Source organism: Allobaculum stercoricanis DSM 13633 (assembly GCF_000384195.1).
Classification (GTDB): Bacteria; Bacillota_I; Bacilli_A; order Erysipelotrichales; family Erysipelotrichaceae; genus Allobaculum; species Allobaculum stercoricanis.
In genome coordinates this window covers 274345-295379 of the sequence record NZ_KB913034.1, presented here as the reverse complement: position 1 = coordinate 295379, position 21035 = coordinate 274345, and the positions used below count along the sequence as shown (strand labels likewise).

Genomic DNA, 21035 nt, shown 5'->3' with positions numbered 1-21035 from the left:
CACAAAGAAAGTTGCTTTTAAGCCTACTTCTTGGAATTTTTCCATGGTGAAAAAAGTGCACAAAAAAAGTTCTTCTTTCATCCAGACTTTAACTGTTGCTACCGGAGTTGCACCGGTTCGGCCCGAAGGTTCGCGGAGTATACCGCCAGTAGGGAATTTCACCCTGCCCTGAAGAGGTTTAATTGCTAAACTATTATAACGCAATTCTCACGTTCTTCCTAAAATTTTGAATTATGAATTCATTTATTTACAAATATTCACGATTCAATTCGATTTTTTTATTTCTCATCTAACTGAATCGCTTTTCTGAATATTTAAATAATCAAATAATTGTGCGAGTACTCGATTCATATCACTTACGCCCAAATCATACATTTCTTGTAATTTATCGGGATCCTTTTCCACTCTTTTCATTTTGACCAATCGTGAAGGACGAATCACAAAAATCTTTCCTTCTTGTTCTAATTGTTCTATGAGATCGAGTTGCTTATTGTAAGCTATATACCGATTGTTGATCGTGTCCACTAAATTAGGATATTGATGATAAAAAAGTCGAGGAACAAGCGTATTCGTTTTCGTTTTGCGATAATTTTCCGGTCGAGTTAAAACCAAAACGATTTTGTCACACCCCATACTCATCATTTTTTCAATCGGAATGCTATCGGCAATACCGCCATCAAGATATTGATTTCCTTGAACACAAATAGGCTTTGAGACAAATGGCATCGAACCAGAAGCCCGTAAATACTCTAATTGATCCGGATTTTTTAAATCATCCATCAAAATATATTCTGCTTGGCCAGATTCCATATTGGTGACAACGGCATAAAAGTTTTCTTTACTTTTGCTATACGTTTCAAAATCAACGGGATCGAGTTCATTCACCAATTTATTGAAACAAAAATCTTTATTCATGATATTGCCGGTTGTAAGCAATGAATAAAAACCCATATATTCTTTATTCGTAATATATTTTTTGTTGTAGCGTAGCACTCGTCCAATTTGTTTGGATTTATAATTCATCCCAAAAAGTGCTCCTGCCGAAACACCCATAATCTCATCAAATTCAATATGATGTTTTAAAAGCACATCCATCACGCCGGCAGTATATAAGCCGCGCATTGCGCCACCTTCTAGCAATAAACCGCTTGTCATGCTTTCCCTCCTCGTGTTTTTTTCTTGATGATCTGTTCGATTATATTCCTTTATTTTGCCACTTTTTAAACGTCTTTAGGCATGAAATGAACGAACTTCTGTTTTCTTGTCAAAACCAAATCGTAAATTCTTTTTTACAATTGCTCTGATCCAAACAAAAACCACCTGAGCTATCGATGGTCGATCTTCTTCAGGTGGTTTTGTATTATTGATTGTCGTTTGGATTTTTGTGGATATAGCGTACTTCTAATTCCAAGTCTGCATCACATTTCTCTTTGACTACTTTTTGCACATGCGATACAAGTTCTAAAAAGTCTTTACAAGTCGCATTGCCATCATTAATCAAAAAGCCAGCATGTTTTGTCGACACCATTGCATCGCCAACCGCAAAACCTTGTAAGCCACATTCTTGAATCATCGCTGAGGCATAACCATTTACTGGACGTTTGAATGTTGATCCCGCTGATGCTTTTTCCATTGGTTGTTTGGCGTGGCGTTTCAAATAAAGATCCAAGAGCTTTTCGCCTGCTTCTTTGAGTGTTGTTTTGTGTAATTTTAAATCCGCATACACGACAACTCCAAAGTGATCTGTAAACCAAGAATGGCGATATCCTAACTCTAATTGATCAGCTGTCGCATATTGAAGCAATCCATCTTCATCGATGTAACCTACTCCTGATAAAACATCGACCATTTCTCCATTGTAGGCACCAGCGTTCATAATCACCGCTCCGCCAATCGTCCCTGGAATTCCACTCGCAAATTCAAATCCGCCAAGTTCGTGTCCTGCAAGCCATAAAGCGAGTTCCCCGTTTTCTACACCTGCAAAAGCTCGAATTGTTGTGTCATCGATAAATTCAATTTGGTTCAATGCTTTTGAAACGTGCAACACTGATCCATCATATCCTTCATCTTCGAATAACATATTGGAGCCATTGCCCAAAACGACAAGTGGCCAATTGTTTTCTTTATGTTCTTTCACAATTTGCGAAATTTCTAAAACTGTTTCAGGTTCATAAAAACGTTTAGCAGGCCCACCAATTTTTAATGTTGTATATTCCTTCAATAATACATTCTCGTAATAATTCATAGTTCAACTTCTTCCTTTATTTAACGATCTGTTACCGTACTGTTCATTTGCTTATCGTGTATATCATCACAAATTTTTTGGCAAAGATCAAAACAATCAGCTTTAACCTTGAAAGAGGAAACTCCATTATTGAGCGCGCATTGATCTTGCGATCAGTTACAACACGCTCTAAAACGAATCGAATCTCTATGAACTCAAAGTTTGGCAAACATAAAAAAGAGAAGCACTCTAAATCTAATTCAAAGTTCTTCTCTTTAAACTCAACCTTTTGATTTTGAAATAGAACGATCCAGAAAACATTTTAATCACATGCTTTCCAGAAACCGATCAGTTGTTTTTTAGCTTCTGCGTTTTTATAAATTTCATCGGATTCAACTTATTTTGCATCTATAGTGGAGATCCCAAGTGTGACCTCCTCTAATACGTCTAGAAGCATTCTTACCGTATCTAGAGAAGTTAGCATGGTGATGTTGTTTTGTGCTGCACATTGACGAATAGCGATGCCATCGCCAAAATGCTTACCTGAAAGAATGGCACGGGTATTAATTACATAACTTACATAACCGGCACGAATCGAATCCAAAACTTCTTCGCTTCCTTCGCTAGGTTTATGGCGAATGCGTGTTCGAATTCCGTTAGCCTTCAAAAATTCACCAGTCAACGTAGTTGCTTCGATATTAAAGCCCATATTGTAGAATCGACGAATCAAAGGCAAAGTTTCTTCTTTATCTTCATCCGCAACGCTAACAACAACCGTCCCATAATTGCGAAGGGTAAGACCCGATGCTGTCATCGCCTTATAAACCGCACGATGCAGTTTTTTGTCATATCCGATCGCTTCACCGGTAGACTTCATTTCAGGGGACAAATAGGCATCCATTCCGTGAAGTTTTGAAAAAGAGAATACTGGAGCTTTTACATAGAAGCGTTCCTTTTCTTTTGGATAAACCTCATCGATTCCTTGTTCCGGCAAGGACATCCCCAAGTTACATCGTGTCGCAATGTCCGCAAGTCTATACCCTGTAGCCTTCGACAAAAACGGAACAGTTCTCGAAGAGCGTGGGTTCACCTCGATAATAAACACATCATCATGTTCATCGACAATAAACTGAATATTGAACAAACCAATAATTCCAATGCCGAGTCCGAGCTTTTCTGTATAGTCAAGAATGGTATTTTTCACCTTATTTGAAAGGCTATAGGGCGGATACACGCTGATGGAGTCCCCAGAATGTACCCCTGTTCTTTCCACAAGTTCCATAATGCCCGGGACAAACACACGTTTGCCATCACAGATGGCATCGACCTCAACTTCTTTACCACGGATGTATTTATCCACTAATACCGGCTTGTCTTCATTAATTTCCTCAGCAGTTTTAAGATAGTTGCGCAATGCTTCTTCTTTGGCAACGATCTGCATTGCTCTGCCTCCAAGGACAAAGCTTGGACGAACTAGCACGGGGTAACCGATTTTTTGGGCAGCTTTGATTCCCTTTTCGATACTCGTGACTGCTTGACCTTTAGGTTGCGGAATATTTAAGGCAGCGAGCAACTTTTCAAAAGCATCACGATTTTCCGCCCGCTCAATCGCATCGCAACCGGTGCCAATGATCTTAACTCCTCGCTGACTCAAAGGTTCAGCCAAGTTGATGGCAGTTTGACCACCGAGCGTTGCAATGACCCCAATGGGTTGTTCCATCTCGACGATATTCATCACATCTTCCACGCATAGCGGTTCAAAATAAAGCTTGTCAGAACATGTATAATCAGTAGAAACAGTTTCCGGGTTGTTATTGATGATAATTGCTTCATAGCCTGATGCCTTAATGGTCTGTACTGCGCGAACAGTGGAATAGTCAAACTCAACACCTTGGCCAATGCGAATTGGTCCTGAGCCAAGAACGATGACTTTCTGTTTATTGGAAATCATCGACTCGTTTTCATCCTCATAAGTGGAATAGAAATACGGAATATAGCTTTCAAATTCAGAAGCGCACGTATCAATCATCTTATAAACCGGAAGAATATGATTATCTTTTCTTAATGCAAATACATCGCTTTGCGACATATTCCAAAACTGAGCGATAATCTCATCGGAAAAACCCATTTTCTTTGCTCGACGAAGTACTTGAAGATTGCCCGGATGATCTTGGATCTCTTTTTCTTCCTCTATAATGTTTCGTAATTTACGCAAGAAGAAGCGATCGATCGCAGTGGCTTGAGCAATACGATCCACGCTAGTTTTCAATCGCAAAAGTTGGGCAATGGCATAGATACGATCATCAGTACCGATCTGGATATAATCAAGCAGCTCATCCTTGCTCATATTGTCAAATTTTGCATGATACAAATGACAAAGTCCTATTTCCAAAGACCGTATTGCTTTTAAAAGACTTTCCTCAACTGTTCTTCCAATGCTCATCACTTCGCCGGTAGCTTTCATCTGTGTCGAAAGAGCATTACTCGCCTCTACAAATTTATCAAATGGGAAGCGTGGCATTTTGGTCACCACATAGTCAAGAGTCGGCTCAAAACAAGCTGGTGTATTGGCGATATGAATTTCATCAAGCGTCATCCCCACCCCAATCTTTGCAGATACACGAGCTATAGGATAACCACTTGCTTTAGAAGCTAGTGCTGAGGATCGCGAAACTCGCGGATTAACCTCAATGAGATAATACTGAAAAGAGTTCGGATCAAGGGCGAATTGCACATTGCATCCACCTTCGATTTGAAGGGCGCGAATGATTTTGAGCGCACTGTCACGAAGCATCTGATACTCTTTATTGGTTAGTGTCTGTGATGGACAAACGACAATTGAATCGCCAGTATGGATACCAACAGGATCGAGATTTTCCATATTACAAATAGTAATTGCGGTATCGTTGCTATCTCGCATCACTTCATATTCAATTTCTTTATAACCTTTAATACTCTTTTCAATCAAAACTTGATCGACTGGAGAGAGTGAAAGGGCATTTTTCATCAGCGGCAAAAATTCCGCCTCATTGTCAGCAAAACCACCGCCTGTACCGCCAAGTGTAAATGCCGGACGAAGCACAACCGGATAGCCTATCTTTTGCGCAACAGCTAATCCCTCTTCTACTGAACTTGCAATATCGGAAGAAAGTACAGGTTCGCCTAATTCTTCACAAAGTTCTTTGAACAATTCTCGATCTTCAGCTCGTTCGATGGAGTCGCTTTTGGTTCCGAGAAGTTCCACACGACATTCAGCAAGAATTCCTTTCTTTTCAAGCTGCATTGCAAGATTCAAACCCGTCTGACCGCCAATGCCGGGTAATATGGCATCTGGTCGCTCATAGCGAATGATCTTGGCAATGTATTCCAATGTCAACGGCTCCATATATACCTTATCGGCAATAGAGGTATCCGTCATAATCGTTGCCGGGTTTGAGTTACAAAGAACAACTTCATACCCTTCTTCTTTTAAGGCAAGACAAGCCTGCGTCCCTGCATAATCAAATTCGGCTGCCTGACCGATTACGATTGGACCAGAACCAATAACAAGCACTTTTTTAATATCTGTTCTTTTCGGCATTGTTTTATTCCCCCATCATTTCGATAAATCGGTCAAAGAGATAGGCACTATCCTGTGGACCGGGCGCACTTTCAGGGTGATATTGCACACTGAATACTTTATCTTTCGCGCATTTCACACCCTCAATCGTGTGGTCGAGCAGATTGATATGGGTAATCGTTAAATCCGTATCCTTCAAACTGTTAACATCTACTGCATAGGAGTGATTTTGTGAGGTGATTTCAATTTTATTGTTTTCTAAATTTCGTACTGGATGATTTCCCCCTCGGTGTCCAAATTTCAGCTTGTATGTTTTTGCCCCATAAGCTAGAGAAATGATTTGATGACCTAGGCAAATCCCGAAAATTGGGCATTGGCCAATCAAATCTTTAATCGTTTGAATCGTCTCAGGAACATCTACTGGATCTCCCGGACCATTGGAAATGAACACGCCATCAGGATCCAGTGCCATAATCGCCTTGGCTGGCGTACTCCACGGAACAATCGTCACTTTGCAGCCTTTTTGATTCAGGGAACGTACAATATTCATTTTCATGCCACAATCAATCGCAACAACATGATATTGAGGATTTTCAATGTTTGAAATCATGATTTTTTTACAACTCACACGGGATACTGCATCAGTGGGGATGTCGATAGATTTCAGAATGCTGAGTCCCTTTTCCAAAGGGGTAGAAATATCGGTGATCAGCATCTTGCGAGAACCAAAGTCGCGAATAGAACGAGTCAGTTTTCTCGTATCAATTCCATAAATCCCCGGAATCCCAAATTTTTCCATGATCTTGGACAGTGTTGCCGTGCTTCTGAAGTTGGAGGGTTCATCATTATATTCGCGCACGATCAGTGCCCCTAGAGTTGGTGTATCTCGCTCATAGTCATCATCCGCCATCCCATAGTTGCCAATCAACGGATAGGTCATTACAACTGCTTGGTCAGTATAGGAGGGATCAGATAGAATTTCCTGATAACCGACCATAGAGGTATTGAAGACAATTTCACACACTTTTTCCTGTTTAGCCCCAAAGCCATAACCATAATATTCTTGCCCATCCTCTAAAATTATTTTTCTATTCAAATCCTTTACCATCACTATCCCTCTTCCTGTCGGATAAACGTATTTCAAATCGATCCTTTCGAGTATCTGTTGGCACTTTTGTTGGATAATGACCATCAAAGCAAGCACTACAAAAATGCTTCGTGCCACAAAGTTCACTTAGATGTTCGATTGGCAAATAGCCAAGCGAATCTGCACCAATTATTTTTGCGATTTCTGAAACGGTATGGTGGCAGGCAATCAAGTTTTCCTCTGAATCAATATCCGTTCCGTAATAACAAGGATGCAAAAAAGGTGGCGAGGAAATTCGTACGTGGACTTCCGTTGCTCCAGCCTCGCGAAGTAGCTTTACAACACGGCCCATCGTCGTTCCGCGAACGATTGAATCATCCACCAAAACCACTCGTTTCCCTTTTACACTTTCCTCGACAGCGGCCAGCTTAATTTTCACCCCATCCAGTCGTGCGCCTTGTCCTGGAGAAATGAAGGTTCTGCCAATATATTTGTTTTTGATCAAACCAATACCATATGGAATCCCAGATTCCTCACTGAAACCAAGCGCCGCATCAAGTCCCGAATCCGGAGCACCGATAACAACATCCGCTTTTGCAGGATGGACCTTTGCGAGAATTTTCCCTGCTTGAAGGCGAGAAGCATGGACGGAAATGCCATCAATAACAGAATCGGGACGCGCAAAATAAATGTACTCAAACGCACAAATCTTTTTATCTTTTTTATTGCAATGCTCACGGCGGGATACCACACCATTTTTACTGAAGATCAAGATTTCCCCCGGCTCTACATCCCGTATAAACTCAGCGCCAACTGCTTTAATCGCACAACTTTCAGAGGCAATTACATATATCCCGTCATGCGTCTTGCCATAACACAAAGGCCGAAAACCATACGGGTCTCTTGCACAAATTAACTTTTGAGCAGACATCAACACTAAAGAATAAGCCCCCTCAATTGTATTCATAGCTTGACTGAGAGCATCCTCAATTGACGGTGTTTTCAGTCTTTCTTTGGTGATAATATAGGCAATTGTTTCAGTATCACTCGTAGTATGAAAAATCGCTCCCGAAAGTTCCAACTCACTTCTAAGCTTTGCGGCATTGCTAAGATTGCCATTGTGCGCTAGCGCCATTCTGCCTTTTTGATGATTCACTTCAATCGGTTGGCAGTTATTTCGATTGGTCGCCCCAGTTGTTCCATAACGAGCATGACCGATAGCCATTGTCCCTTTGGGCAGTCGAGATAATACCTCTGCTGAAAAGACATCACTGACAAGCCCTAAGTCTTTATGGGAAACAAATACGCCATCATCATTCACCACGATGCCACAACTTTCCTGACCTCTATGTTGAAGTGCATACAATCCATAATAAGAAATGCTGGCAACATCACAGATTTCTGGGGCAATAACGCCAAATACGCCACATTCTTCGTGAAGACTCATGATTTACCTCCGCATTTCCGTTCAAATGCCGCCCCGATAAATCCTTTAAACAAAGGATGAGCTTTATTCGGTCTGCTTTTAAATTCTGGATGGAACTGTACACCAACATGGAAAGGTCTTTCACTCAGCTCCACTGTTTCAACTAATCTTCCGTCAGGTGAAAGTCCGCTAAGTGTCAATCCTGCTTTTTCAAAAGCCTCACGGAAATTGTTGTTCAATTCATAACGGTGTCTGTGGCGTTCACTAATATTTAGCGTTCCATAACAACGTTCCATTGTTGTTTTTTCTTGAATATGGCAAGGATAAGCGCCCAAGCGTAATGTTCCACCTTTGTCGATATCGTTGCTCTGTCCAGGCATAAAGTCGATGACTTTATGTTTGCATAGTTCATCAAATTCCCCTGAGTTTGCATCCTTGATTCCTAAAACATTTCTTGCATATTCGATCACTGCAATCTGCATACCTAGGCAGATTCCAAAATAAGGAATACTCTTTTCTCTAGCATATTTTGCAGCTAAGATCATCCCTTCAATTCCACGGTTACCAAATCCACCTGGTACAAGAATCCCGTCAAGTTTAGCTAACACTTCATCGACATTTTCAACCGTAATCTCTTCCGAATCTATCCAATGAATTCGAATATGTGTGTTGTGATAATATCCTGCATGACGAAGTGCTTCTGCAACCGACAAGTAAGCATCATGCAATCCTACATATTTTCCAACTAGACCAATATCCACATAATGCGGTCTTGCCTTGATCCGCTTTACCATTGCTGTCCATTCTTCAAGATCCGGATCGGGCGTTTTTAAACCCAGCTCTCGGCACACAATAGAAGAAAAGTTTGATTTTTCTAGCATCAATGGTGCTTCATAAAGGTTTGGTAAAGTTATATTCTCGATTACACAGTCTGGCTTCACATTGCAAAACATTGAAATCTTTTTAAATATGGATTCTTCTAATGGCTCATCACAACGCAACATCAAAATATTGGGATTGATTCCCATCCCTTGTAGTTCTTTTACGGAATGTTGCGTCGGTTTTGATTTATGTTCATCCGATCCTTTTAGATATGGAACTAATGTCACATGGATAAAAAGGCTATTTTCTTTCCCCACCTCAAGCGAGATTTGGCGTGCTGCTTCAATAAATGGTTGTGATTCAATATCACCGATTGTTCCACCTATTTCAGTAATCACCACATCGGCATTTGTTTTTCTTCCTAATCTGTAAACAAATTCTTTTATTTCATTAGTAATATGAGGAATAACCTGCACGGTTGATCCAAGATATTCACCACGACGCTCCTTATTCAGTACATTCCAATAAACCTTACCGGTGGTGAGGTTGGAATATTTGTTGAGGTTTTCATCAATGAAACGTTCATAATGTCCGAGATCCAAGTCAGTTTCGGCACCATCCTCTGTCACATATACTTCACCATGTTGATAAGGGCTCATCGTCCCCGGATCAACATTGATATAGGGATCTAATTTCTGAGCCGCGACCCTTAAACCACGGGCTTTTAACAATCTTCCTAACGAGGCAGCGGTAATTCCTTTACCAAGACCGGATACAACGCCTCCTGTAACAAATATATATTTCGTCATTCTGCTTTTCCTCAACTGGTCACTCCACTGTGACCGACTTTGCTAAATTTTTCGGTTTGTCGATATCACAACCGTTTTCTTTGGCCATGTAGTATGCAAGCAGCTGCAACGGAATGATTTCTACTGTTGCCATGAAAACAGTCTCTACTTTTGGTACATAAGCCATATCATCGACCAATGATACAATTTATCGATTATCCTTAAAGGGAACATCAAACACTTATGCCCCTCTTGTTTTTACCTCTACGATATTGTTCATCGTTTTTTTTCCATAATGTCTTCGTTGCAACAAAGGGCAATCACTGGTTGATGCTCCTCGATCAAAGCAATCGTTCCGTGCTTCAATTCACCCGCATCATTCATTCGTTAAATATGTTCGTTCAAACGCTTCATCACTTCTGCATACGCGTCTTCCACACCACCTAGATCACGACGAAATCTGTCTTTGTCTAATTTTTCGCCCGTTTTACGATCCCAAAGTCGGCAAGTGTCTGGGCTAATCTCATCAGCAAGCACGATTGTTCCATCTAAAAGTTTTCCAAACTCTAATTTGAAATCCACTAAAATAACCCCGCATTCTGCCCAAAATGCTTTTAATTGTTCATTGATGGCAAAGGCATATTTCTTGATTGTTTCGATTTCTTCTTGAGTTGCGAGTTTCATTGCGATTGCGTGATATTCATTCATCAATGGGTCGCCGAGTTCATCATTTTTATATGAAAATTCGATCGTTGGCGTTTCAAATACAAATCCTTCGTCCACCCCATAACGTTTGGAAAAAGAGCCCGCAGCGATGTTTCGAATAATGACTTCAAGGGGAATAATTGAAACTTTCTTGACTAGCGTTTCGCGCTCACTTAATTCCTCAACAAAATGCGTAGGAATTCCCGCCTTTTCAAGTTTTTGCATCAGCAGATTACTCATCCGATTGTTGATCACCCCTTTGCCGACAATCGTTCCTTTCTTGAGGCCATTAAATGCCGTCGCATCGTCCTTGTAGGAAACGATGAGTAATTCTGGTGCATCGGTCGCAAAAACTTTTTTTGCTTTTCCTTCATAAAGTTGCTCTTTTTTAGTCATGTGTGTCCCTCCGATTACTCTTTTCACTTCAAAAAACAAAAAAGGGCCTGATGTTTTAATGCATCAACATTAAAGACACCATTGCCCTTATATGAAATTTAGTGATTGACAAAAAAAAGAGACAAAGACACTTCGAGTATAGAACCCAAGACGCCTTTGCCTTTTACTCAGAAAGTAAAATCTACTTTGCTCTCTTTGTCAACCACTTGGTAAAACGTTTTAAAAAAAGTTTAAGATTCGAATTTATTTCCCACTATCCCCATAATTTGAAAGCGCACGAGCAGAAGGATCATTGACGTTGCAACCTTTCCAGGACTTGTTTGGCATCCAAAAGTCAACAATCATTTCCGCTTGACCTGGATAGTATTTTTCAAAAATTTCGCGATAGAGCAGTGATTCTTTCGTGAATGGTGTGGCATGCGTATATTTTTTACACGCAATTTCAAATTCTCGATCTGAAAATTTTTGATTGGCATATTCTTTGAGATAGTCCACCATAGAATGTCCCACTGCGTCAGAAAAAGCAGCTTTTTCTCGCCATAAAATTTCATCGGGAAGATAGCCGCTTTCTTCAAATGCTTTGCGAAGCAAATATTTACCCTTGCCATATTGATTCATCTTCATTTTGGGATCAAGCGCCATGACGTATTTTACAAAATCAAGATCACCGAAAGGTACTCTAGCTTCAAGTGAGTTTGCAGAAATACAACGATCTGCGCGAAGTACATCATACATATGAAGCTCACGGACACGCTTTTGGGCTTCTTCTTGAAATGCTTTGGCCGATGGAGCAAAGTCAGTATATTTATACCCAAACAATTCATCTGAAATTTCCCCAGTCAAAAGCACACGGATGTCACTCTGCTCATGAATTGCTTTGCAGATGAGATACATCCCCATACTGGCGCGGATCGTCGTAATATCAAAGGTACCTAATATATAAATCAATTCATCCAATGTATTGATAACTTCATCAGGGGTCATATAGATTTCCGTATGATCGCTACCGATATAGTCAGCAACTTGTTTGGCATATTTCAAATCGATAGCATCTTCGCTCATTCCAATCGCAAAGGTTTTTATCGGTGTTTGACTTTTTAAAGCAGCAATCGCGCAAACCAAAGAAGAATCTAAGCCCCCTGAAAGTAAAAAACCTACTTTAGCATCAGCAACAAGGCGTTTTTCTACGCCAGCCACCAATTTTTTACGAATCAATGTACATGCAGTTTCAAGATCATCATGGCAAACTGCATCTACCTTGGCTATATCGCAATAGCAGATAAACTTTCCATCTTTGTAGTAATGACCAGGAGGAAAAGGCAGAATCTGATCAGTAAGTCCAATAAGGTTTTTGGCCTCACTAGCAAACAAAATCACTGACTGATCGTCATAACCATAATATAACGGACGAATTCCGATTGGATCGCGAGCAGCAATATACTCTCCTGTTTTTCCGTCATAAATAATGCAAACAAACTCTGCATCGAGCATAGCGAAAATATCTGTGCCATATTCAAAGTACATCGGGAGCAGGATTTCACAATCCGAATCACTTTTAAATGTATAACCTTTCTGTTTCAGTATTTCCTTCTGTTTTTCAAAACCATATAGCTCACCATTACAAACAACATAACTGCCATCCAGTTCAAATGGCTGCATCCCCGAAGGGGTCATTCCCATAATAGCAAGACGGTGAAACCCGAGAAGGCCATTGCCCGTATCAATAATTCGACTGTCATCTGGTCCTCGTGATTCAGTTCGGGCAAAACCTTTCTGCAAATTGGCACTACCACCGCAATAACCCATAATAGAACACATGGAAAATTCCTCCATAAAATAAATTCAGCATCCTACAGGGCGATTGCTGTACTCGCGGTGCCACCTGCATTTGTTCTCATTTTCCAAGTCTCAATGAAGACTCTGTCAATTAACGTATGACGATACGGCGCACCTACTCAGAATTTTCTGTTCAGATTGCAGCTCGAAAAGTGTTATTCATGCAGGCTTGCTATACGACTTCCACCCTCTCGTACTCGCTATAAACAAGTGATCTACATGATTTGTCTTTTCTCAAACGCTTTTCCTATATTTTGTTATTTATTTTCGTCTTTCAATGGCATAAATCGAATCTATTTAACTCTTGAATTGTCTTGAAACGACATTCCTTTTTCTATTGCTATGATGGATCATTGTCTCTATTTATTTGACGCTAAATAAAATATCTGCATAAGTCGGCATCGGCCAATAGCGCTTTGCAGTAAGAGTTTCCGCTTCATCGCAAGGGATTCTTAATTTCCCCATCAAGCCAAGCACTTTATCACGAATCATAGCGGATTCTTCGATGATATTTTCTGCACGATTCAAAGAAATAATAGCCTGCTCCAACTCTTCGACCTGGATTGCAATCCGATCAGTCAATGCTGAAAGTTTTCTTACCAGTTCAGTTTCATAGCTGCAAGCAAGTGCACGATCAAGCTCTTTCTTTGTCGTTGCCGCCTTTGCTACATCAGCGCAATACGCTTCGATTGCCGGAGCGATCTGCGTCTTTGCCATATCAATCATTGTGTTTGCTTCAATCACAATCGTCTTGCAATAGTTCTCTAGCATAATTTCACATCTAGACTCAAGCTCTGCTTCGGTGAACACCCCATGAGAGGTGAGCATATCGACATTCTTTTGATCCAATAGATGCGGCATACAATCCGCAGTTGTGCGGTAGTTGATCAAGCCACGTTTTTCGGTTGCTTCTTGAATCCAACTTTCGTCATATCCATTCCCATTAAAGATGATGCGTTTGTGATCTTTGATTGTTTTACGAATCATCTCATGAAGAGCCGTTTCAAAATCTTCTACACCTTCCAATCGATCCGCGTAGATTTTTAAAGACTCGGCAACTGCACTGTTTAACATAATGTTTGCACAAGCGATGCTGTTAGAAGAACCGAGCATCCGGAACTCGAACTTATTACCTGTAAAAGCAAATGGAGATGTTCTGTTTCGGTCAGTCGTATCCCGATTAAACTTCGGCAGCACATCAACTCCAAGTTTCATTTGCGTCTTTACTATATCTTTATAAGGAGTATCCGTTTTGATCGCTTCCAAAACCGCATTTAACTCATCGCCCAAAAACATAGATACAACCGCAGGAGGTGCTTCGTTTGCGCCCAGACGATGATCGTTTCCCGCAGTCGCAACAGAAATACGAAGAAGATCTTGATAATCATCTACTGCTTTAATGACTGCGCACAAGAACAACAAGAACTGCGCATTTTCATAAGGTGTTGCACCCGGTGAAAGGAGGTTCTGACCCGTATCAGTCGCAATCGACCAGTTGTTGTGCTTGCCACTTCCGTTGACCCCGGCGAAAGGTTTTTCATGAAGCAAGCAAACAAGCCCATGCTTTCCGGCCACTTTTTGCATAATTTCCATCGTAAGCTGGTTGTGGTCGGTTGCAATATTGGTCGTCGTATAGATTGGCGCCAATTCATGTTGAGCTGGCGCAACTTCGTTGTGTTCCGTTTTGGCCAAGATTCCTAACTTCCAGAGTTCTTCATTCAGTTCTTCCATATACGCGGCAACTCTTGGCTTGATGACCCCAAAATAATGGTCATCCATTTCTTGTCCTTTTGGCGGCTTTGCCCCAAATAAAGTGCGACCAGTAAAACGAAGATCAGGTCGTTGATCATACATTTCCTTTGTGATTAGAAAATACTCTTGTTCGGGACCGACAGAGCTAGTCACTCGCTTTACACTCTCGTTGCCAAATAGTCTAAGAATCCGCAATGCCTGCTTATTAAGGGCCTCCATAGAACGCAACAGAGGTGTCTTTTTATCGAGCGCTTGTGCGCCATAGGCACAAAATGCGGTAGGAATACACAAAGTTTTCCCTTTAATAAACGCATAAGATGTTGGATCCCATGCAGTATACCCTCTTGCCTCAAAAGTAGCTCTTAGACCACCACTTGGGAAAGAAGAAGCATCTGGTTCACCTTTGATGAGTTCTTTTCCTGAAAACTCCATAATCACCCCACCATCAGGTGATGGAGTAATAAAACTATCATGTTTTTCGGCGGTGATCCCTGTAAGTGGCTGAAACCAATGCGTATAGTGTGTTGCTCCTTTAGCAACCGCCCAATCCTTCATTGCTGCAGCCACGGCATTAGCAACGCTGATATCTAGTTCTGTTCCTTGTTCAATCGTCTTTTTCAATGAGCCGTATACCTTAGCGGATAGCGTAGCTTTCATTACTCTGTCATCAAAAACCAAACTGCCAAAATAATCTGTTACCGTTGACATAATACATTCTCCTTTTCCTTGTTTTCCTAAATAGACAAAGGCGCCTTTAATGTAAAAACATTAAAGACGCCTTTGCCTTCTTTATCTGTACTTGTTTTTGGATTCCAAAAAGAAGAAGAACCTCTTTGAACACTCCGCCCAAAGACGTATCTGCTTTTATGCAAGCTTTTATATACCCACAAAAATAATTTGTCAAACATTTTCAGAAAACTTTTTCAAACAAATTTCAACGAAATTTAGAAACCCTCCTTATTCCCTTGATAAAACGAAGTTCATGGTGTAAGGTACCGAAAAAGAAAAAATGAGCAAAGGCGTTCATTTCAATACAGAACTGATTCTGTAGCGAGATGAGCGCCTTTTCTTATCTATTTTGAAAAGGAAAGGAATCCATATGAAAGTAGAAGGACAAGTACGAATCCCCTCCGGATGTACAATTGCGGCTGTTATTTCCAAAGAAGGAAAAAGGATGTCCGGCGATATTATTTACAACGCAATGAAACCTATGCATGACCGTTCCAATGGACTTGGTGGTGGTTTCAGTGGTTATGGCATTTATCCCGAATATAAAGATTTTTACGCATTACATCTGTTTTATGACTCCCGGGCAACACGAAAAAAATGTGAGGAATTTTTAAAAGATCGCTTTGAAATTGTAAAGAGTGAAAAGATTCCCACACGGACCATCCCTGAAATCAAAGATGAGCCGATTATTTGGAGATACTTTGTTGCTCCATTTAAATCCTTACTTGCTCGTTGCAACTTGATGAAAAAGAATTCGTCGCTCGAACGGTCATGAAGATCAACTCCGAATTGCAGGGGGCATATGTCTTTTCTAGTGGCAAGAATATGGGAACCTTCAAAGCCGTTGGTTATCCAGAAGATGTTGGGGTCTTTTATAAACTGGAGGAATACGAAGGTTATTGTTGGATTGCTCACGGTCGCTACCCGACGAATACTCCCGGATGGTGGGGTGGGGCTCACCCGTTTACCCTACTTGATTGGTCCATCGTCCATAATGGTGAAATTTCTTCCTATGATGCGAACCGCCGTTTTATTGAGATGTTCGGCTATAAATGTACCTTACAAACCGATACAGAAGTCATCACCTATATTATGGACTACCTGCTTCGCGTGCAGGGACTCACGCTCGATGAAGCGGCTAGCGTTGTTGCCGCCCCATTCTGGAGCACGATTGAAGACAAAACGAATTTAGCCGAAAAAGAAAAATATACTTTTCTACGAACTCTGTTTGCAAGCTTGCTCATCACCGGACCTTTTTCTATTGTCCTTGGCTTTGAGGGTGGACTGATGGCCTTGAACGATCGCTTAAAACTTCGTTCAATGGTGGTTGGCGAAAAAGAAGATAAAGTCTTTATCGCTAGCGAAGAAGCAGCGATTCGCACAATGGAACCTGATGCCCAAAACATTTGGGCTCCCGCCGGCGGTGAACCGGTAATTGTGAAGGTAAAGGAAGGTGCATTTTAAAATGAGTTTAGAATTTATCTACCCCGAATTTGAAGTGATCCGCAATACCGATCGCTGCATCACCTGCCGTATATGCGAAAGGCAATGTGCTAATGAGGTTCACATCTTAAACAAAGAAAAAGGGGTGATGGTGGCTGACGAAACCAAATGTATCAACTGTCAGCGTTGTGTATCATTCTGTCCGACTAGAGCGCTAAAAATCGTCAAGAGTGACTGTACTTTTCGCGAAAACGCCAATTGGCAGAGCAATACGATTAAAGAAATCTACAAACAGGCAAATAGCGGTGGTGTCCTCCTTTCATCTATGGGCAATCCCAATGAGTTGCCGGTATATTTAGATAAAATCCTGATCAATGCCTCACAGGTCACCAATCCCCCAATCGATCCTTTGCGTGAGCCTATGGAAACCCGCGTGTTCTTGGGGAAAAAGCCTGAAAAAATTGAGCGTGACAAAAATGGACAATTAAAATGCGAATTGCCTCCACAGATTGAACTATCTGTGCCCATCATGTTTTCTGCGATGAGTTATGGTTCCATCAGTTATAACGCTCACGCCGCCTTAGCCCGTGCCGCTACTGAACTTGGCATTCTCTATAATACCGGCGAAGGTGGTCTGCATGAAGATTTCTATGTATATGGTCCAAATACAATCGTTCAAGTTGCTTCTGGACGCTTCGGTGTTCATGAAGACTTTCTAAACGCCGGCGCTGCGATTGAAATCAAAATGGGACAAGGTGCAAAACCAGGAATTGGTGGTCATTTGCCAGGAGCAAAAATTGTTGGCGATGTTTCTCGTACCCGAATGATTCCTGAAGGATCAGATGCGATTTCTCCAGCTCCCCATCACGATATTTATTCGATCGAAGATCTTCGTCAACTTGTCTTCTCACTAAAAGAGGCAACAGAATATAAAAAACCTGTCATTGTAAAAGTCGCCGCCGTACATAATATTGCCGCTATTGCAAGCGGCATTGCCAGAAGTGGTGCGGATATTATCGCGATTGATGGCTTGCGTGGTGGTACAGGTGCAGCACCCACCCGTATCCGTGATAACGTCGGTATCCCTATTGAACTTGCTTTGGCAGCGGTCGATCAACGACTTCGTGATGAAGGGATCCGAAACAATGTGTCTCTTGTTGTTGGTGGCAGTATCCGCAATGCCGCTGATGTTGTGAAAATGATCGCTCTTGGAGCGGATGCTTGCTATATTGCAACGGCAGCCCTGCTTGCTCTGGGATGCCATCTTTGTCGCACCTGCCAAAGTGGCAAATGTAATTGGGGGATTGCAACACAAAGAGAGGATCTCGTTAAGCGTCTCAACCCTGATTTAGGCTGCAAACGTCTTGTCAATTTAATAACCGCCTGGCAACAAGAAATCAAAGAATTAATGGGCGGTATGGGCATCAACTCCATCGAGGCTCTTCGTGGAAACCGTCTGATGTTACGTGGCATCGGACTAACGAACAAAGAACTTGAGATTTTAGGCATTGCTCATGCCGGAGAATAAAGAAACAATTATGAGTAAATATTAAACTTAGCATTTTCGCATGAATCATTTAAATAACTTGTTGTACAACAATAGTTGCAACTCGGTTATTTTTAAGGTTGCGAAAACTCATTTTCTCCTAAAAATCATAAAACTTTATTGGAAAGTTGGTTTATATCATGTTATTGAATGTTAAAAATTTGGATTACAAAACTTTAAATGAAGCTTTGCGAAACAATACTAGCCCTATTACACTTGAGGAATGTTGCGGTCAACGGTTCATTGGCGCTGGTCTGTCGGATAAGAACATCACAATTCATGGCGTACCCGGTAATGCTTTAGGCGCTTATCTCAATGGATCGACCATTATCGTTCATGCAAACGCACAAGATGCCGTAGGAGATACGATGAATGAAGGGAAAATTATTATCCATGGCAATATCGGTGATGCTGCAGGCTATGCCATGCGGGGCGGAAAAATTTTTGTCAAAGGCAATGCCGGCTACCGTGCCGGCATCCATATGAAATCCTACAAAACAAAAGTCCCCGTTATGGTAATTGGCGGAAGTGCGGGAAGTTTTCTTGGCGAATATCAAGCAGGTGGTGTCATTATTGTTCTCGGCCTCGAAGAAAAAAATAAAAACATCATCGGATTCTTCCCTTGTACGGGAATGCATGGTGGAAAAATGTTTTTAAGAAGTGAATGTAAAGACGTGAAATTCCCTCGTCAAGTAACCGCTCGCTTAGCCAATGAATCGGATATGGAAGAATTGAAAACATATCTTATCGAATACTGTGATTTATTTGGTTACAATATAAACGAGGTGTTAGCTTCCCCCTTCACTGTCGTTACTCCTGACAGCAACAATCCTTACAAACAAATGTATGTAGAAAATTAAAGAAAGTAGGTAGGATCATATGAAGTGTTCAAAAGAAGAGGTAATCCAATACGTCCAAGAGGATGATGTAAAATTTATTCGTCTTACCTTTTGTGACGTCTTTGGAAAACAAAAAAATATCTCAATTATGCCTGAGGAGTTGCCTCGCGCTTTTGAATATGGGATTGCCTTTGACGCTTCGGCAATCGCAGGATTTGGCGATGAAATGTATTCTGATCTTTTACTCCATCCCGATCCCGAAACTCTGATGCTTTTACCGTGGAGACCTGAGCATGGTAAGGTTGTCCGGATGTTTACAAGCATCTCCTATCCTGACGGAAGACCGTTTGAATGTGATACTCGAAGTCTGCTAAAAAAAGCCGTAGAGGAAGCTAAAAAAGCCGGATACACTTTTGCCTTTGGTTCTGAGCAGGAGTTTTATCTTTTTGAGCTTGATGAAAAGAATAAACCAACAAAAATCCCTTACGATAATGCCGGTTACATGGATCTTGCTCCAGAAGATCGGGGTGAAAACATTCGTCGCGAAATCTGTCTTACTTTAGAACAAATGGGCATCCGCCCTGAAAGCTCCCATCATGAAGTTGGTCCTGGCCAAAATGAAATCGACTTTCGCTACTCGGATCCTTTAACGGCAGCGGATAACACAATGACCTTCCAGACCATTGTAAAAACAGTTGCTCATCATAACGGTGTTTTTGTAGATTTCAGTCCCAAACCTCTTGAGCACGAACCCGGCAACGGATTTCATATCAATATGTCTGTTCAACCAAGTGATCATTCGAAAAACTTGAGTTATATGATCGCCGGTATTCTCGATAAGGTTATAGATATGACTGCATTCCTGAATCCTACTGAAGATTCCTATAAGCGCTTTGGAATAGATAAAGCCCCGGGATACGTTTCTTGGTCTAGTGAAAACCGTTCTCAGCTCGTTCGCATTCCTGCGGCAGTTGGTGAATATCGTCGTGCCGAACTTCGTTCACCAGATCCGATGGCAAATCCGTATCTTGCCTTTACCTTAATTATTTATGCTGCATTATATGGACTTGAAAATAAACTTGACTTACCCAAAGTTGCCAATATTAACTTATACAAAGCAGATGCAAAAACTTTAGAAAATTTTAGAAAACTACCTTCAAGTTTATACGATGCTCGTAAGTCAGCGACAACTAGTGATTTCATTCAACAACACATCCCTGCAGCAATTTTAGATATCTACTGCAATAAATAAAGCTGAATAGCAGCCGAAAAGGAGGGAGCAACAATGAGTTTGAAAGAAAGAGTTTATAGCACTCTAATCGTTTCAGCGGCTGAAAGATTTAATCGTACACTCGTCGCTATGCTCCCCACTTCAAAATATTCACCAATTCATTTCGCATCCAATATCAGTGCTGCTAAGCGAGCACTCACCGAACGTTCTTTTGATTTTGTGATCATCAACTCACCACTCCCTGATGATGTCGGTACACGCTTTGCGATTGATTCAGCGAATTCAAAAGAGAGCGTTGTCCTTTTGATGGTTGGGGCGGAGCTTCAAGAAGAAATCTATGATAAAGTCGCTGAACACGGTGTTTTTGTGCTTTCAAAACCCATCTCAAAACAAACAATGGTCATCGCTCTTAGCTGGCTTTCAAGCGCACGAGAAAAAATCAGAAAAACCGAAAAGAAAACATTGTCCATTGAAGAAAAAATGCAAGAAATCCGTATCGTCAACCGTGCAAAATGGATCCTCATTCGCGAACTCAAATTTGATGAACCAGAGGCGCATCGTTACATAGAAAAACAAGCCATGGATCGATGCATTTCAAAACGAATTATTGCAGAAGAAATTATTAGAACCTATTCATAAATTTTTGATCGAG

At 41.2% G+C, this 21035-nt stretch carries 16 protein-coding genes and 1 riboswitch; of the genes, 6 read left to right on the top strand and 10 right to left on the bottom strand.

The window, feature by feature from the left end:
* Nucleotides 1-65 precede the first annotated feature (65 nt).
* Nucleotides 66-180: riboswitch (FMN riboswitch) on the bottom strand.
* Between the two features lie 105 nt (nucleotides 181-285).
* The 10 genes from ALLST_RS0101370 to ALLST_RS0101320 all read right to left on the bottom strand — a co-directional run bounded on the left by ALLST_RS0101370 (nucleotide 286) and on the right by ALLST_RS0101320 (nucleotide 15303).
* Nucleotides 286-1155: a patatin-like phospholipase family protein gene (locus ALLST_RS0101370; RefSeq protein WP_019892192.1), complete on the bottom strand. Its 870-nt coding sequence runs from the start codon at nucleotides 1153-1155 to the stop codon at nucleotides 286-288.
* A 205-nt stretch (nucleotides 1156-1360) separates the two neighbouring features.
* Nucleotides 1361-2245 (bottom strand): UDP-N-acetylmuramate dehydrogenase, encoded by an 885-nt coding sequence (murB, locus tag ALLST_RS09710; protein WP_019892190.1) that lies wholly within the window; start codon nucleotides 2243-2245, stop codon nucleotides 1361-1363.
* Nucleotides 2246-2621: 376 nt separating this feature from the next.
* A complete protein-coding gene (carB, locus tag ALLST_RS0101360) occupies nucleotides 2622-5804 on the bottom strand; it encodes a carbamoyl-phosphate synthase large subunit (RefSeq protein WP_019892189.1) in 3183 nt (1060 codons plus the stop codon).
* Between the two features lie 4 nt (nucleotides 5805-5808).
* Entirely contained in the window at nucleotides 5809-6891 is a 1083-nt protein-coding gene (carA, locus tag ALLST_RS0101355; RefSeq protein ID WP_019892188.1) for a glutamine-hydrolyzing carbamoyl-phosphate synthase small subunit, read from the bottom strand.
* The gene (gene purF / locus ALLST_RS0101350; RefSeq protein WP_019892187.1) at nucleotides 6872-8317 is read right to left on the bottom strand and encodes an amidophosphoribosyltransferase; all 1446 of its coding nucleotides are present in this window, start codon (nucleotides 8315-8317) and stop codon (nucleotides 6872-6874) included. The genes carA and purF overlap by 20 nt, the downstream gene beginning before the upstream one ends.
* Entirely contained in the window at nucleotides 8314-9927 is a 1614-nt protein-coding gene (locus ALLST_RS0101345; RefSeq protein ID WP_019892185.1) for a CTP synthase, read from the bottom strand. Before ALLST_RS0101345 ends, purF begins: the two co-directional genes overlap by 4 nt.
* 19 nt (nucleotides 9928-9946) lie before the next feature.
* Nucleotides 9947-10060, bottom strand: coding sequence for a hypothetical protein (locus ALLST_RS11210; RefSeq protein ID WP_019892184.1), 114 nt, complete (start codon nucleotides 10058-10060; stop codon nucleotides 9947-9949).
* Between the two features lie 233 nt (nucleotides 10061-10293).
* Nucleotides 10294-11007 carry a phosphoribosylaminoimidazolesuccinocarboxamide synthase gene (gene purC / locus ALLST_RS0101330; RefSeq protein WP_019892182.1) on the bottom strand — a complete coding sequence of 238 codons (714 nt, stop codon included), beginning with the start codon at nucleotides 11005-11007 and terminating at the stop codon, nucleotides 10294-10296.
* Nucleotides 11008-11250: 243 nt separating this feature from the next.
* Nucleotides 11251-12825, bottom strand: coding sequence for an asparagine synthase B (gene asnB / locus ALLST_RS0101325; RefSeq protein WP_019892181.1), 1575 nt, complete (start codon nucleotides 12823-12825; stop codon nucleotides 11251-11253).
* A gap of 381 nt (nucleotides 12826-13206) precedes the next feature.
* Nucleotides 13207-15303, bottom strand: a complete 2097-nt coding sequence (locus ALLST_RS0101320; protein WP_019892180.1) for a glutamine synthetase III family protein — start codon at nucleotides 15301-15303, stop codon at nucleotides 13207-13209.
* Nucleotides 15304-15694: 391 nt separating this feature from the next.
* Here ALLST_RS0101320 and ALLST_RS11615 point away from each other — a divergent pair, with 391 nt between their 5' ends.
* The 6 genes from ALLST_RS11615 to ALLST_RS0101290 all read left to right on the top strand — a co-directional run bounded on the left by ALLST_RS11615 (nucleotide 15695) and on the right by ALLST_RS0101290 (nucleotide 21022).
* The gene (locus tag ALLST_RS11615) at nucleotides 15695-16099 is read left to right on the top strand and encodes a hypothetical protein (protein WP_245553756.1); all 405 of its coding nucleotides are present in this window, start codon (nucleotides 15695-15697) and stop codon (nucleotides 16097-16099) included.
* Nucleotides 16096-16788, top strand: a complete 693-nt coding sequence (locus tag ALLST_RS11610) for a class II glutamine amidotransferase (protein ID WP_245553755.1) — start codon at nucleotides 16096-16098, stop codon at nucleotides 16786-16788. Before ALLST_RS11615 ends, ALLST_RS11610 begins: the two co-directional genes overlap by 4 nt.
* Nucleotide 16789: 1 nt before the next feature.
* Complete coding sequence (locus ALLST_RS0101305; protein WP_019892178.1) at nucleotides 16790-18295, top strand: glutamate synthase-related protein; 1506 nt, start codon at nucleotides 16790-16792, stop codon at nucleotides 18293-18295.
* Nucleotides 18296-18474: 179 nt separating this feature from the next.
* Nucleotides 18475-19173, top strand: coding sequence for a GltB/FmdC/FwdC-like GXGXG domain-containing protein (locus tag ALLST_RS0101300; protein ID WP_245553754.1), 699 nt, complete (start codon nucleotides 18475-18477; stop codon nucleotides 19171-19173).
* 19 nt (nucleotides 19174-19192) lie between these two features.
* On the top strand, nucleotides 19193-20404 hold the full coding sequence (locus ALLST_RS0101295; protein ID WP_019892176.1) for a glutamine synthetase family protein: 1212 nt from the start codon (nucleotides 19193-19195) through the stop codon (nucleotides 20402-20404).
* Between the two features lie 33 nt (nucleotides 20405-20437).
* On the top strand, nucleotides 20438-21022 hold the full coding sequence (locus ALLST_RS0101290; protein WP_019892175.1) for an ANTAR domain-containing response regulator: 585 nt from the start codon (nucleotides 20438-20440) through the stop codon (nucleotides 21020-21022).
* The last annotated feature ends 13 nt before the right edge of the window (nucleotides 21023-21035 follow it).